This is a genomic window from Candidatus Micrarchaeia archaeon, from assembly GCA_041653315.1.
Taxonomy (GTDB): Archaea; Micrarchaeota; Micrarchaeia; order Anstonellales; family JAHKLY01; genus JAHKLY01.
In genome coordinates this window covers 1-14,818 of sequence record JBAZFO010000014.1, presented here as the reverse complement: position 1 = coordinate 14,818, position 14,818 = coordinate 1, and the positions used below count along the sequence as shown (strand labels likewise).

The 14,818-nt window shown below is 26.4% G+C and carries 20 protein-coding genes; 16 read left to right on the top strand and 4 right to left on the bottom strand.

Annotated features, from left to right (window positions below):
- Window positions 1-46 precede the first annotated feature (46 nt).
- The 7 genes from WC356_04005 (at window position 47) to priS (ending at window position 5,733) form a co-directional block, all read left to right on the top strand.
- Window positions 47-802: an FKBP-type peptidyl-prolyl cis-trans isomerase gene (locus WC356_04005; protein MFA5382306.1), complete on the top strand. Its 756-nt coding sequence runs from the start codon at window positions 47-49 to the stop codon at window positions 800-802.
- A 9-nt stretch (window positions 803-811) separates the two neighbouring features.
- Entirely contained in the window at window positions 812-1,186 is a 375-nt protein-coding gene (locus WC356_04000; protein MFA5382305.1) for a desulfoferrodoxin, read from the top strand.
- A gap of 92 nt (window positions 1,187-1,278) precedes the next feature.
- A complete protein-coding gene (locus tag WC356_03995) occupies window positions 1,279-2,565 on the top strand; it encodes an RNA-binding domain-containing protein (protein ID MFA5382304.1) in 1,287 nt (428 codons plus the stop codon).
- A gap of 107 nt (window positions 2,566-2,672) precedes the next feature.
- Window positions 2,673-3,257, top strand: coding sequence for an N-glycosylase/DNA lyase (locus WC356_03990; protein ID MFA5382303.1), 585 nt, complete (start codon window positions 2,673-2,675; stop codon window positions 3,255-3,257).
- On the top strand, window positions 3,254-3,679 hold the full coding sequence (locus WC356_03985; protein MFA5382302.1) for a pyrimidine dimer DNA glycosylase/endonuclease V: 426 nt from the start codon (window positions 3,254-3,256) through the stop codon (window positions 3,677-3,679). Before WC356_03990 ends, WC356_03985 begins: the two co-directional genes overlap by 4 nt.
- Before the next feature lie 34 nt (window positions 3,680-3,713).
- Window positions 3,714-4,661 (top strand): hypothetical protein, encoded by a 948-nt coding sequence (locus WC356_03980; protein MFA5382301.1) that lies wholly within the window; start codon window positions 3,714-3,716, stop codon window positions 4,659-4,661.
- Window positions 4,654-5,733, top strand: coding sequence for a DNA primase catalytic subunit PriS (priS, locus tag WC356_03975; GenBank protein ID MFA5382300.1), 1,080 nt, complete (start codon window positions 4,654-4,656; stop codon window positions 5,731-5,733). Before WC356_03980 ends, priS begins: the two co-directional genes overlap by 8 nt.
- Before the next feature lie 277 nt (window positions 5,734-6,010).
- Here priS and WC356_03970 read toward each other — a convergent pair whose 3' ends face one another.
- A complete protein-coding gene (locus WC356_03970) occupies window positions 6,011-6,304 on the bottom strand; it encodes an HD domain-containing protein (GenBank protein MFA5382299.1) in 294 nt (97 codons plus the stop codon).
- 125 nt (window positions 6,305-6,429) lie between these two features.
- On the opposite strand from WC356_03970, the gene WC356_03965 reads away from it, so the two are divergent.
- Genes WC356_03965 through endA form a run of 9 tightly spaced genes read left to right on the top strand, consistent with a single transcriptional unit; the run spans window position 6,430 to window position 11,541 of the window.
- Window positions 6,430-6,954: a hypothetical protein gene (locus WC356_03965; protein MFA5382298.1), complete on the top strand. Its 525-nt coding sequence runs from the start codon at window positions 6,430-6,432 to the stop codon at window positions 6,952-6,954.
- Window positions 6,955-6,993: 39 nt separating this feature from the next.
- The gene (locus tag WC356_03960) at window positions 6,994-7,521 is read left to right on the top strand and encodes a hypothetical protein (GenBank protein ID MFA5382297.1); all 528 of its coding nucleotides are present in this window, start codon (window positions 6,994-6,996) and stop codon (window positions 7,519-7,521) included.
- A 5-nt stretch (window positions 7,522-7,526) separates the two neighbouring features.
- Complete coding sequence (locus tag WC356_03955) at window positions 7,527-7,820, top strand: 50S ribosomal protein L44e (protein MFA5382296.1); 294 nt, start codon at window positions 7,527-7,529, stop codon at window positions 7,818-7,820.
- Between the two features lie 20 nt (window positions 7,821-7,840).
- A complete protein-coding gene (locus WC356_03950; GenBank protein MFA5382295.1) occupies window positions 7,841-8,608 on the top strand; it encodes a S1 RNA-binding domain-containing protein in 768 nt (255 codons plus the stop codon).
- Window positions 8,609-9,361, top strand: coding sequence for a proteasome assembly chaperone family protein (locus WC356_03945; GenBank protein ID MFA5382294.1), 753 nt, complete (start codon window positions 8,609-8,611; stop codon window positions 9,359-9,361).
- 12 nt (window positions 9,362-9,373) lie between these two features.
- Window positions 9,374-9,631, top strand: coding sequence for a class III signal peptide-containing protein (locus WC356_03940; protein ID MFA5382293.1), 258 nt, complete (start codon window positions 9,374-9,376; stop codon window positions 9,629-9,631).
- Window positions 9,632-10,015, top strand: coding sequence for a hypothetical protein (locus WC356_03935; protein ID MFA5382292.1), 384 nt, complete (start codon window positions 9,632-9,634; stop codon window positions 10,013-10,015).
- Window positions 10,016-10,065: 50 nt separating this feature from the next.
- Entirely contained in the window at window positions 10,066-10,356 is a 291-nt protein-coding gene (locus tag WC356_03930) for a thioredoxin family protein (GenBank protein ID MFA5382291.1), read from the top strand.
- Between the two features lie 12 nt (window positions 10,357-10,368).
- On the top strand, window positions 10,369-11,541 hold the full coding sequence (gene endA / locus WC356_03925) for a tRNA-intron lyase (protein MFA5382290.1): 1,173 nt from the start codon (window positions 10,369-10,371) through the stop codon (window positions 11,539-11,541).
- Window positions 11,542-11,559: 18 nt separating this feature from the next.
- On the opposite strand, the gene WC356_03920 is transcribed toward endA, so the two are convergent.
- The 3 genes from WC356_03920 to WC356_03910 form a co-directional block, all read right to left on the bottom strand.
- Entirely contained in the window at window positions 11,560-12,297 is a 738-nt protein-coding gene (locus WC356_03920) for a hypothetical protein (protein MFA5382289.1), read from the bottom strand.
- Window positions 12,298-12,575: 278 nt separating this feature from the next.
- A complete protein-coding gene (locus WC356_03915; GenBank protein MFA5382288.1) occupies window positions 12,576-13,484 on the bottom strand; it encodes a Fic family protein in 909 nt (302 codons plus the stop codon).
- Between the two features lie 149 nt (window positions 13,485-13,633).
- Window positions 13,634-14,542, bottom strand: coding sequence for a hypothetical protein (locus WC356_03910; protein ID MFA5382287.1), 909 nt, complete (start codon window positions 14,540-14,542; stop codon window positions 13,634-13,636).
- Between the last annotated feature and the right edge of the window lie 276 nt (window positions 14,543-14,818).

Genomic DNA, 14,818 nt, shown 5'->3' with positions numbered 1-14,818 from the left:
AAAATAACAAAGTAAAGTATTAAAATGTTAACACAGAAATTAAATTATGAAAAAACTAATATTATTATTAATTATTGGGATATTTCTATTTGGCTGTACTGAAAAAGAAGAAATTCCAATAATAGAAATGGGAGATATAGCTTTTGTAGATTATATCACTTATTTAGAAAACGGAAGTATAATAGATACGTCTATTGAAGAAATAGCAGTTGAGAATAATATTTTTAATAGTAATAGAGATTACTCCCCAATAGAAGTACAACTCTTAGATAATAATGGATATATTAAAGGATTAACACATGGGTTATTAGGTTTAGAAAATGGATCAAATGAAACGTTAATAATTTCTCCAGAAATGGCGTATGGAAAAGCAAATGAAAGTGAAATCTTCAAGACACCAAAATATTTTACTTTCGAATTAATTGAAGAATTAAATAAATCTAATTTTGAAAAAGAGTATAAATTAAATGAAACTTTCAAAGAACAAAATTGGAATATAACAGTAATTAATATTACAAATAGTACTTATATTTTTGAACACCACCCAAAAATAAATACAACGTTTATTACTATGGGAATACCAAAATTCATTTATGATTTAAATAAAACACATGCTTTTGTTGAAACTCAATTAGAACTTGGATCAAAACATTATTTTGAACATCCAAAAGACCACAGCTTAAAAACAGCAAGAATAACATCAATTGAAAATGATATAATCACAATTGATTTTAATAAAGAATTAGCAGGTGAAATAATTATTATGGATATTTGGGTAAGAAATATCACAAAAAGACAATAGGTAATATTTATGACAAAATTAAATGAAATTTATAAATGCAATATTTGCGGAAACATAACTGAAGTTTTACACACTGGAATAGGACAATTAGTATGCTGTGGAAAACCAATGGAATTATTAGAAGAAAAAATAAAAGACCAAGGATTAGAAAAACATATTCCAATAATTGAAAAAATAGAAAATGGAATAAAAGTAAAAATAGGTGAAATAGAACATCCAATGGAAGAAAATCATTATATTGAATGGATAGAAATAATTGCAGATAATAAAATTTATAGAAAATATCTAAAACCTAAAGAAAAACCAGAAGTTGAATTTTATATTAAAACAGAAAATATAATAGCAAGAACTTATTGCAATATACATGGATTATGGAAAGCATAATTTTCTATTAGTAAGTATCGGCAGGTATCGGAAAGGTATACTTTGCCGATTGTTTCCGATAGTTTTAAAATAATTATTATTTTAATAAAAATATGGAAAATCAAAATAAAGAATTTAAAAAATCTCTTTCAGATATTGATTCAATTTTAAAAACTATAACTGCATTTGCAAATAATGGAGGAGGAGAATTAAATATTGGTATAGATGATGATGGAAAGGAAATTGGAATATCTATTGGTAAAAACACCATAGAAAATCTATCAAAAAAAATCTCACAAGAACTTTCTCCACCAATAAGACCACAGATTAATATTTTAACAAAAAATAAAAAAACAATATTAAACATAAAAATTTTTGAGAGTAAAACAAAACCTCATTTTTTCAAAGGAATTGCATATCTTCGTTCAGGAAAATCAAATCTAAAAATGAGTCCACAAGATATAGAATCTATTTTAACAAATAGAAAAAGGGAATTTTTTGATTCACAACTAAGTAATTTAGATATAGAAAGTGTTGACACCGAAGCATTTTCAAAATTTAAAAAATTAGTATTAAATAATAAACGAATAAATGTTGAAAACCATAGTATAACCGAAATACTAAATAAATTAAACTTAGCAGAAAAAAATAAACTAAAAAATGCAGGAGTAATTTTATTTTCAAAAAAAATAGAATATGAATTCCCTTATTTAGAATTTAAATGTGCAGTATCAACCACAGATAAATTTAGCACAGAAAATCTTATTGATATTCAAACATTTTCCTTTCCTTTTTATATTTTAATTGATAAAATTGTTGAATATATACAAAAACACATACCTAAAAAAATATATTTAGAAGGGATAGTAAGAAAAGAAGATCCAATAATCTCTTTGTCTGCAATACGTGAAATAGTTGTTAACTCCTTAGTTCATAGAGATTATTCTGCACCTTCCCCAAATTATTTATTAATTACACCTAATTTTCTTGAGATAAGCAATCCTGGCGCCCTTCCACCAGAAATAGATGAAGAAATGCTTTTTAAAATACATAAATCAGTATTAAGAAATCCTTTAATTGCAAAGATTTCATATTATTCCGGCCATGTTGATGAATGGGGTAGCGGCACATTAAAAATAATTGAAGAATGTAAAAAAAATGGAATTATACCAGAATTTAAAAGTGAAAAAAATTTCTTTACTGTTCATATTAATTTTAAAGCAGATATGGTAGTTTCTAAGTTGATTTCGTTTATAGGTACAGATAAAAAAAATACTAAAGACATAGCAAAACATTTAAAAGTTTCAGAGCGAACTGTAAGAAATTATATTTCAGAATTATTAAAAAAAGGAATATTAAAAAAATTAAGAGTTAAAAATAGAGTTTTTTATTCTCTATAAGTATCGGCAGGTATCGGAAATGTATACTTTGCCGATTGTTTCCGATAGTTTTAAAACTTAAAAGAAAAGGACATATGGAAAAATTTATTAAAAAAATTAAAAAGCTCATGAAAAGTGAGATAAAATCTAAGATTAATTTAAGACTAATGGAATTTAAACAAAGAAAAACTGCAAATGAAATTTTTAAAGAATTGTGTTTTTGTATTTTAACTGCTAATTATACTGCAGAAGGAGGAATACGAATACAAAAATCAATTAATAATGGTTTCTTAACTTTAAATGAAGAAGAATTAAAAGAAAGATTAAAGAAAGAAAAATATAGATTTCCAAATATAAGAGCAGATTATATTTATTCAAACAGAAATAAAATTATTGATTTAAAAAAAACATTAGAACAAAAAAAAGGAAATGAATTAAGAGAATGGATTGTTAAAAACATCAAAGGCATAGGCTACAAAGAAGCAAGTCATTTTTTAAGAAATATTGGATATTTAAATTATGCAATAATTGATTTTCATATAATTGATTTATTAGTTAAACACAAATTAATTAAAAAACCAAAAACTTTAACTAAAAATAAATATTTAGAAATTGAAAAAATACTTACAAAAATAGCAAAAAAATTAAATATAACTTTAGGAGAATTAGATCTTTATTTATGGTATATTGAAACTGGAAAGGTATTGAAATGAGATTGTGGAGTATTCATCCAAAATATTTAGATAAAATCGGACTAATTGCTTTATGGCGAGAATCCTTATTAGCAAAAAAAGTATTAAAAAACCAAACAAAGGGATACAAAAATCATCCTCAATTAATAAGATTTAAAAAAAATAAAGATAAAATATTAATGATTAATACTTACTTATATTATATTCAAAAAGAGGCAGAAAATAGAAAATATAACTTTGATAAAACAAAATTAGGAAGAAAAACAAAAAAAACAATCTTAATAACAAATAAACAAATAGAATATGAATTTGAACACTTAAAGAAAAAATTGAAAAAAAGAGATAAAAATAAATATAAGGAAATTAAAAAAATAAAAAAAATCAAACCACACCCATTATTTAATATTAAAAAAGGAGAAATAGAGAAATGGGAAAAAATATAGATATAATTAAAAATAGCTAATTATAAGTAATATTATGGTAAACGAACTTCTCTTATTCTATGCAAAATACCCTTTTACCAAATATGCTAAAGATTATATAAGTTCAAAAGAAATTGAAATAAAAGAAGAGATAATCACAAAAGCAAAAAAAAGAATAGTTGATAATATAAATAATAATATACAAAAATTTTTTGAATTTCAAGATAACCTATTTGAAGATGAATTAATCAGCTATGCAGTATCAAGAATGATAATCGCTGCATTAGATAATAGATATTTTTCTGCAAAATATTCAGTTGCAGAATCAAAAAAAACTAGAGAATACATCAATGAGGAAAATGAAACAAATATTAAAAAAATTTCAAAGGATTTAGAATTAAATTTTGAAAAAGAAGGTGAAAATTATTTATTATATTTTTCTGAGTATCTTAAATCTTCACCTGGTTCACCAGAATATTTTTTAATTAATAAAGAACTTTCTAATGGATATGTAAAATTAACAAAACATGAAAGAAACAGAGTAATAGAAGAAGCAGTAAGACAAAGAATTGAAAAAACACTTCCTAGAAAACAAAAAATTCCAGAAACATATAAAGAAAAAATAATTGAAGCAGCTAAAGAAATTGAAATATACCTTCCAAAACCAGAAGTAAAAGAAATTAAATTTAGCGGGGAAACTGCACCATGTATGAAAAAACTTTTAGATGAAATATATCAAAACAAAAATTTATCCCACCATTCTAGATGGTCATTAGCTATATATCTTTATAGTATAGGAAAAACAAAGGAAGAAATACTTGCTATATTTTCAAACAGCCCAGATTTTAATTTAAATATTTCAGAATATCAAATAAATTATATAATGAAAAAAGAATATTCTATGCCTTCTTGTACAACTCTAAAAACATATGGATTATGCATAAATGACTGTGGATGTTTTAATCCTTTAAAATATAAAAAAAGGTTTGATAATAATGGATAAAACAGAAGAAAAAGTTAAAGATAAATTCAAAGAATATTATGAAAAAAATTCTATTGAAATACCTGATATAAATAAAAGAGAATTTGGTATTGGAAGCTGGGACAAAAAAATAGAGATGAGACATTTATCATTTAATACTGACCAAGATCTTAATACTTATTTAAAAAAAGATATTCCTTTTTATATCTCACATTCCTCTGCATATTATTTATATCCTGAAATGAGACCTATGGAAAAAAAAGAATGGTTTGGTGCTGATTTAATATTTGATTTAGACGCAAATAAAACTGGAGACATAATAAATGATTTAAAAGAAGTTAAAGATAGAACAATTCATTTAGTTGAAGATTTTCTTTTAACAGATTTTGGTTTTTCAAAAAAAGACCTAAATATAAATTTTTCAGGTTCAAATGGATATCATATTCACATAAGAAATGAAAAAATAAGAGAATTAGATAGAAAAGAAAGAAGAGAAATTGTTGAATATATAAATGGAACTGGATTGAATTTAGATTCAATAATTAAAAAAACTGGTGATGGTAAATTTATTGGACCAACACCAAATGATCATGGATATAGAGGAAGATTAGCACGTTTTGTGATGAATAATCCAGAAAGATATAAACCAATAAAAGCAAAAGAAAAATTATTCGCAGATAATTGGAAAAATGTTCTTAAAAATGGAAACTGGACAATGATAATGAAATCTATAAAAAAACAAAAATTAGAAGAAGATCTTTTAAGTTTGGGAGTTAATTTATCGCAGGATATAGATGTTAATGTTACTATTGATTTAGCAAGATTAATCCGTGTGCCTAATACACTGCATGCAGGAAGTTCTTTATGTGCAATTAAAATTAGAGATTTAAATTCATTTGAACCATTAAAAGATGCAATTGTATTTTCAGATAAAGAAATAGATTATGAAATAGAGATAATAGAAAATATAAAAGAAATGGAATTTAATAATAAAACCTATACTTCATTTAAAAAAGGAGATAAAATAAAAACAGAAGAAAATTATGCTTTATTCTTATTATGCAAACGATATGCAAAAATCAATAAAAATTAGAGTGTATTTAAATATTCTTTTGTTTTTGGCCAAAGTTTATTTAAAAATTTCAAACCTGTTTTAGTTTTGAAAATTGGGATTCTTTGTGTTTCAAATTTATTTAAAAATTTTAGATAATCTTCTCTCCCAAAATTAGATATGGATCTATCTAAATCAATTTGTGCTAAAGAATCAGCTTCAAAAATTAATTGGAAATCTAAATCAGTTATTTTATCTAATTCATCATGATTTCTTATTAAAAAAGTAATTCTTTTGATTTCTTCATCTGAAAAACCACCTATTTTTTTGAGTATTTTTCAGAAAGTTCTGCACCAATTTTCATATGATTCTGCTTTACTTTTTCAATATGTTCAAAAGAGTATGGCTCAGAAATAAGTCCTGCATACCCAATATCATGAAGATACATTGTTGGTATTAATATATTTGGATTTCCTCCTTCTTTTTCAATAAGTTTTTTTATATAAAAAACAGTTGCATACATATGCGGAACATCCCAATTTGGTCTTGCATTTTCCATATATCTAAGAGCTACTTCTTTAATTTTATTCTCAAGATCAGCATTAAGTTCCATAAACATGTTTTGCATTAAAGATTTAAAAATATATACTTTTTATGGCATAACTGAAAGTTTTATAAACCCGTAATTACATATATATTGTTCACTAAATAATATAAATAATAACAAAGGTGAACAAAATGAAAAAAGAAAATTTTGAATGGATAATTTCTTTAATAGAAAAAAGAGTAACAGCAGAAAAATTTGTGAAAGAATTAAAAGATAAAAGTTTTGATGAATTAAAATATTTTGGTGAATTAACTTATTTAATGTTAGATAATGGAAATTCAATTAGTGAAAAAGAATTACTATTATATAAAAAAGAAATTTTTGAATTATTTATCAATCAGAATAACATTTCAAATGAAGATAAAATAGTTCTTGCAGTTCAAATAGCAAGTACACATGAAAAACTTTTAGAATATATAAAAACTAAATTGACTTCCATTTGCAAAGGAGATGAAGAAAGCATTCTTTTTTTAATGAATCAAATTAGGAGTATAGATGAAATAACAAATCTTAATGCAAGAGCAAAACTACATGAACTCGCAGATAGATTAAAAAATCAAATAATTGGAAAAAATAGAAAATCAATTACAGGAGGAGTAGAAACACACATAAAAATGGGCTGTTCAAAAGGAAAACGAGTGTCCATGCTAGAATAAAAGAAAGCCTTTTAAGGTGTTTCTCTTAAAAATATTGATATGTCTGAATTAAACTATGCTCAATTAAGAAAATTACTATCAGAAGAAAAGGAGTCAATGGTTCTGGCAAATTTAGAAAATAATTTTTATAACAATTTAGAAAGTTATATAAAATCAAAAAAACAAGAAGTTGAAACAGATCATTCAATAAATAAAATAAAAGAATATGAAAATACAATTAAAGTCTTAAGAAATATATTTCAAGTGAGACAGCATAAAATTCTCTTAAGAACAATTCAAAGTACTGGAGAAGATAAAGACGGAATGACACAAGAAGAAATTAATTTATTTGAAGATATTAAATCTCTAATGGAATCTCATAAATCAAGATTTGAGACAATAATAGAGAAAAAAACAGAAAAAACAAAAACGAAAGTATTAAAAAAGGTAAAAATCGTAAAGAATGTACCTGCTTATACTGGAATGGATGGAATTTTGTATGGTCCTTTTGAACCAGAACAAGAAAAAGAATTACCAGAAGCAGAAGTAACTTTTTTAATAAAAGCTGAAATGGCAAAACTAGGGTGATAATTATGAAATATCCAAAAGAAACAAAAACATATTGTCCAAAATGTAAAAAACACACAACACATAAAGCAAAAGTAGAATCTACTTCAAAAGCAAGAGGTAAAACTACAAAAGGATCTAGAAAACATGAAAGAATATTGAAAGGTTATGGTGGAAAAAGAAAAGGTAATCCAACAATTAAAAAACAAGGAAAAAGACAAAAAGTCGTATTAACTTGTGAAGAATGCGGTAAAAAACACCAAAGAGTAATAGGCACAAGAACTAAGAAAAAATTAGAAGTAACAGCAAAAACAAAATAAGGTGATTTGATTTGGATAATATGCCAGAAGAAGGAGAACTTGTTTTAGTTAAAATAAAAAAAATACTGCCATATGGAGCTTTTTGTGATTTAGAAGAATATAAAAAAGAAGGATTTGTACATATTTCTGAAGTTGCATCAAGATGGATTAAAAATATTCATGAATTTGTATCAGAAGGAAAATCAGATGTTGCAAAAGTAATAAAAGTAGATAAAGAAAAGGGGCAGATAGATCTTTCTTTAAAACAAGTAACTGAATCAGATAAAAAAAGAAAAATTGATTTTGTAAGAAAAGATAAAAGAGTAAATAAACTAATAGAACAAGCAGGAAAACAATCAAAATTAAAAGATAAAGAAATTGAAGATATTAAAAATAAATTAATTGATGAATTTGGAGAATTATCTGATGCTTTAGAAGAAATTTCTGCAGAAGGAAAAGAGGCATTAAAAAATTTAAAATTACCCAAAAAATTTGAAGAAGAACTAATTATTTTATCAAAAAAAGCAATTAAAAAACAAAAAGCAATTATTAGGGGCATATTAAATATGTGTGTATATGAACCTGAGGGTGTTGATATAATTAAAAAAACTCTTAGCGGAATAAAATCTTCAAAAAATATACTAATTGATATTTTATATGTCGGCGCACCTAGATACGAAATCACTATTGAAGCAGATGATTATAAAACAGCAGAAAAAACATTAGAAAAAATAATAAAAACAATAAAAGAAAAAACAGCAGATAAAGTGGTTGAAATATCTTTTGAAAAGAAAGAGAGGGAAAAATAAATGGAAACCTTTATCAAAGAAATAAAAAAAGTAAAAATGAACAAACCTATCTTAATAGAAGGTCTTCCAGGAATTGGATTAGTAGGTAAATTAGTTGCTGATTTAATAATTGAAGAATTAAAAGCAGAAAAAATTGCAGAATTATATTCTCCTCATTTTCCTCACCAAGTAATAATGCAAAAATCTGGAATAATAAAAGATATAAAAAATGATTTTTATTTAATTAAAAGAAAAGATAATGATTTATTAATTTTAATAGGAGAAACACAAGCAATTACAAGTGAAGCACAATATAATATTACTGAAGTAATAATTGATTATATTAAAAAAAATGATTGTAAATTAATAATTACACTCGGCGGATATGGAACTGGAATAGGAACTAAAAATCCAAAAATATTTGGAGCAGTTAATGATGAAAAATTAATTGGAGAATATTCTAAATTTGATATTCAATTCGGAAAAACTAAGGGTGCTATAATTGGAGCAGCGGGCTTGCTTCTTTCTTTAGGACGAATGAAAGATATACAAGGAATATGTATTATGGGAGAAACACATGGTGGATACGTAGATGCAAATGCAGCAAAAGAAATGATTAAAGTTTTATCAAAAATATTTGATCTTGAATTAAGCACAAAAAAATTAGATAACAAAGCAAAAGAAAATAAAAAATTATTAGATAAAATTCAAGAACAAACTAAAGATCAATCTATTCAAAATATGGGAGATTTAAATCTCTCATATATAAGATAATGGGGTGTGTTAATGAAAGGACAGATTTCGGCAGAAATGTTGATTATTCTTGCAATAGTTCTTGCAGTTGCAGTATTTTTAGCTGTTCAATTAACTGGGATGACTGAAAAATTTGGTGAAAAGGTAGACCAAACAGGAAAAATACTTGATTGCCAAACAGCAAATTTAATTCAAGGTTCATACTGCTATGATGATATAGATTGTGGAAATGAAACTACTTGGAACTGCACAGACAATAAATGTGTTTTAGATGGGCCTTGCAGTGAATAATTGATTCATATGAAAGCACAAGTATCTATTGAATTTCTTATTGTTTTTACTATATTTTTAGCTATTTTAGTAGTATCTATGATATCATTAAGTTACGTAAAAGAAAAGGGAGAAAAATCTTTAGAAGAACAAAGAATACGTTTAACTGTTCAAGAAATATCAAATACAGTAAATAATATTTGTATTTTAGGAAAAGGTAATAGTAGAAATATACACCTTCAATTAGAGAATTATTCTTTAGAAATGCCAAATTTTGAGACTATGCGTTTGATTTATAAAAATAATTCAGCCACCGAAAAAGTTTTATGTGAATTTACAGAAGGAACTTATTCTAATAATATAAAAATTTCTTGTTGTGAAGAGAATAAAATATTAATTGAATAAAACATACGTTTTTAAATAAGAACAGATCTTAATAAGTAAGAGGTTTTAGTATGACAATATATGTTGAAATAATCACTTCACCTAATTGCATTCATTCTCCTAAAGCAGTTAAATTAATAAAAAAAGTTACAAAAGAAATGAAAGGAGTTATTATAAAAGAAGTAAGTCTTTTAACTGAAGAAGGACAAGAAAGAGCAGAAGGATATGATATTGAATCCACACCCTCTATTATCATAAATGGAGAAGTGATTTGTGAAGGATTACCTAATAAAAAAGAAATGAAAGAAATAATAGATACAGTAATATATGAAGAAAAACAAAAAGTTAGTTATTTCTTTTAATTTGTGATTTGTATGGCAGTTACATTAGATATTAATATTAAAAAAAAGGAAATTAAGGTAAGTGATCCTTCATCTGTTGGTTCATTATCTAAAAGTTACTATGGAACAATGGAAAAAGGAATTATTACTTTATTTCCAGAAGAAGCTCTTTATTTAATAGACATAAGAAATGCCAAATGTTATGATGAATCAGGAAATTCATATTCTTTTAATGATGTTGCATTTATGTTTCTAAAAGAAAAAAAATTAATGGCTAGATATTTTACATATAAAGACTGGAGAGATAGGGGATTAATTGCTAGACCTATTAAAGAATTAGATACAAAATATGATAGAAGCCCAATTAAAAAATATCCTTCAAAAAAAATAAATTTTGATAAATACTCAATAGAAGGATTATTTTTTGAGGATGATTTAATATCTATAATTGATGAATCTATTGCAGGAAAGGAATTATATGATAAATATTGGATTGGACAATATGCATCCTATAAAGCTGAAAAAAGAGGCAATATATCAAAATTAGATATTTATGAGACTTTATTTTTATTAAATTACTCTAATTTTGCATTAAGAAATGCAACAAAAAAAGATGTTGAAGAAGCAGGAAAAAAAATACATAAAAACTTCAAATTAATGTATGAAGTTTATGAAGATTGGAGACAAATGGGATTTATATTAAAAACTGGATTTAAATTTGGAACTCATTTTAGATTATATTTCCCTGGCGCAAGCCCAATAAGAGATATAAAAGATTGGATACACTCAAAACATGTAGTTCATATTTTTCCAAAAGCAAGCAAAATGATAATTTCAGAATGGGCAAGAGCCATTAGAGTTGCGCACTCAGTTAAAAAAACTTTTATTTTAGCAATTCCTGGTGAAAAAGAAAGTGAAAAAGAAAAAAAGACTAATTTAGATTTTATTTTATATCATCGTGTAAAAGGTGGAATTGAAATACCAAAAGATGGAAAACCAAAATATTTAATGCTCTCATTAAGTGAAGAAGAATATATTGGAGGACAAGAACTATCAGAAGCAATTGAAGAATGCGCAGAAGCAGGTCTTCAATTATTATTAGCAATAGCAGATAGAGAAACTTCAGTTACTTATTATTTAGTAAAACGTATAGATCTCCCAGGAAGCAAGTATGAATACTATGAAATAGAATGGGTACAGCCTTAAAATATAAAAATCATATTATCAAATACTAGATTCATCTGCTGTTTTGACAGTTAAAACAATTTTTCCTTCAAATTTGAGTCTCTCTCCTTCAAAAGTATCACATATTGATATATTATATGTAATCTCGCCTTCTAATTTTATTTTTGAATTTAGTGAAAGTGGTTTATATCCTTGATCAATTATTTCAAATTTACCTTTATTTGTCATCAAATTAACAATATGTTTTTCTTCAGGCGCATCTGAAATTATTGGTTCTTTTGAAATTGCAAATACTTGTCCTTCAGAATCAAAAAATAAGTTATTTTCTTCACACCAATGCATATGTGAAGAAGATGAATTTGTTATTTCTGGCATACTAAACGTTTCTGGATTGCCTGTTATTAATATATTAATTGCTTCTTTTAACTCTTTATCATTAGATCCTAAAAATTTTTGTGCAATTAATAATTTTAATAAAAATATATCTTTACTTGTTAAAAATAGTTTTCCAAGATTATCTTTATTCATTTCAATTAGTTTTGTTCTACCATTATCTATTCCACATAAAATACTTTCAATTATATCATATCCTTCTAATATTATAGTTACTTCTTTCATTGATTCAACAATAGAGTAGATTTTTTTATTGACTGCTTCTTGTCTTGTTTTAATTTCATTATTTAAAATAGTATTAATTGTATTTTTTGGAACTCCAAATTGTTTTAATTCACAAAAACGTCTATTTATCTCATCAGTTTTTGATCTAATATCTCCCATTTTAACACCCCAAATATAATATTATACAAAATATTTTTAAATTAATCAGTCAAGTTCTTACTTCTATTTTTTACATTTATATTTAAACTTTTCAAAAACAAACGTGAAATTTTTTTATTTCTATTTTCAATTGTTTCCTTTAGGAAACAAGATCATATATTCTGTTTCCTGTAAGAAACGAAAAAGTATAAATTTGTTTCCTGTAAGAAACAAAAGTATAATTAAAAACCACACAACATACACAAAACTGGATATATGATCAATTCTCCAAGCGAGGATCACTTTCCACCGTGTTCTTTTTCATATTCCTCAATGGCTTCTTTTGTTATTTTCCAGTTGCGGCCAAACTTAACTGCCTCGATTTTGCCAGTGCGAGCAAGCAAACTAAGGTATTCCATACTGTATTTACTATGCTTTGACGCCTCAGCTAAACTGAAATACTCTTTTGGATTTGTTCCCAGACAATCCAAGTAAATGTCAAGCGAGCGCTCAACTGCCTTGGCTATAAAATCTATAAACGATTGGTAATCATTTTTCATCTGGGCAAGCACCAAAGAGTTAATATACTTCTTACGTTCTGCACGCAAAATAATAACTGGGGGATAACCATGCCGCATAAGATAAAGGTTCAGCAATAAACGCGCAGTCCGGCCGTTCCCATCAACAAACGGGTGGATGTTGACAAATTTCAGGTGTATCATTGCCGCAGTTTCAATGGGTTCACCAGGTTTTGAATTCAATAGTGAGTATACCTCTTGGATTAAATTAGGCACCTTTACGGGGTTTGGGGGAAAATATGTCGTTCCAGTGATTCTAACTGCGCAATTTCTGTAAAAACCTGCATTTTGAGGATCAATTCTATCTAAAATGAGTGCATGAATATTCAGAACATCAATTTCTTCAACCTTTGGCTTTTTCACCAGCATTTCAACAAACTCTATTGCCTTTTGATGATTTGTGACTTCTAAATGTTCCTTAAGTGGTTTTCCGCCAATAGTTATCCCTTCTTCCAAAACAAGACGCGTTTCATTAAGCGTGAGGGAGTTCCCCTCTATAGCATTTGAATTATAGGTAAGTTCAACATTAAATGTTTCGCGTAGTTTCTTTAGAGCACCCTGATTGAATGGTCTAAGTTTATCTAGTTCTTTTCTCTTTCGGAGGATTCTTTCGAAAATATTTTCATCAATTGGCATAAATTAGTTATATATCGGATAGTTTAAAAAACTATCTATCCGATATTGCTTTAATCTATGGAGACTATCAAAGAACGTATCGGATAGTATATAATGACGCATATCCGATATAAGCACTCCTCATTCCTTTGAAAGTTAAGTATTTATCTTCTACCTGCAAAAGCAACTGGTTCCTGAGAATGTTTTCCCCTTGAATCTCTTAATGCTGTTTTTGCATTTCTATTGTGCTTTGCCCTCATTTGCTTCATGATGTCTTCCATGGCTTTCCTTCCCTTATATTTTGCTGCTTCTGCAGGAGAACCACATTCATATGTATAGAATCTATCTATTGCAATATCTATAAAAGGTTTCATTTCCAAATCAATATCTAGAAGAGGGAATTTTTGTCTTGTTAACTCATTTCTTATTGCATACATATCGGGTAGACTCGCTGGAACTTTATTTTCTTTGGCCATTTGTTCTAGTGTATGGCGGTTATCAAAAACCCAATCATGATCTGCCTTTGCAGAATACAATGAATCAATTTTTCTAACACAAAATTTAATTCTCTTTTCTATGGCTGCCTTTTTTGCATACCTATTTTCTTCCGGCAACCAGGATGAAGGAACTCCTGTATCTTCCACTTGAATTGGTCCAAATTTGTTTAAGGTTGCTCGATTTAATACAGATATTGTTAAACCAGCAAAAAATGGGGAAAATTCATCAGCATATTGTAATGCTTTTAGTTCATCTTTCGCCTGTTCAAACCCATCATTACTCTTTTTTATTTCAGCTTTTATCTTGTTGTCTAAATCCAACCAATCTGAATAGTGATGTAAACTGATTTGATCTTCAAGTACCCCAAATTTAACAAGAGTTAATTCAATACTGGAAAAAACTTTATCACCGGCGTTCTTTGTTATTTTCAATGCATCAGTAATCGTTGATCCAACAGTAAGACACATCAAGCCCCCAAAAACAGTAACCGCTGTTACAACCACTATTGATCCCAAGTTATATAAAAAGTTTCCACCCCTATTTACATGTCCATCTTCGTCATTCTCTTTTTCCATAATTATCCTCCCATAAAATTTCATTTTGTTATAAATTATATATATATAAGTATTTATAAACCTTATGCTTCATATCATTACCACTAAATCTTAAATTTCTAGAAATCAAAGGGAATTTTGAGGGGGTTAGTCGAATTATAAGGGTTCAGTGCTCCAGGTTCTGGAAGTATGTGGGATGGGTGCTCAAAATCATTTCTTTGATGTTCTTTTGATTGCATCTTTTAATAAATGGAATAATTTAAAACAACGATAAATTCTAATGATAGAAAAGAGAAT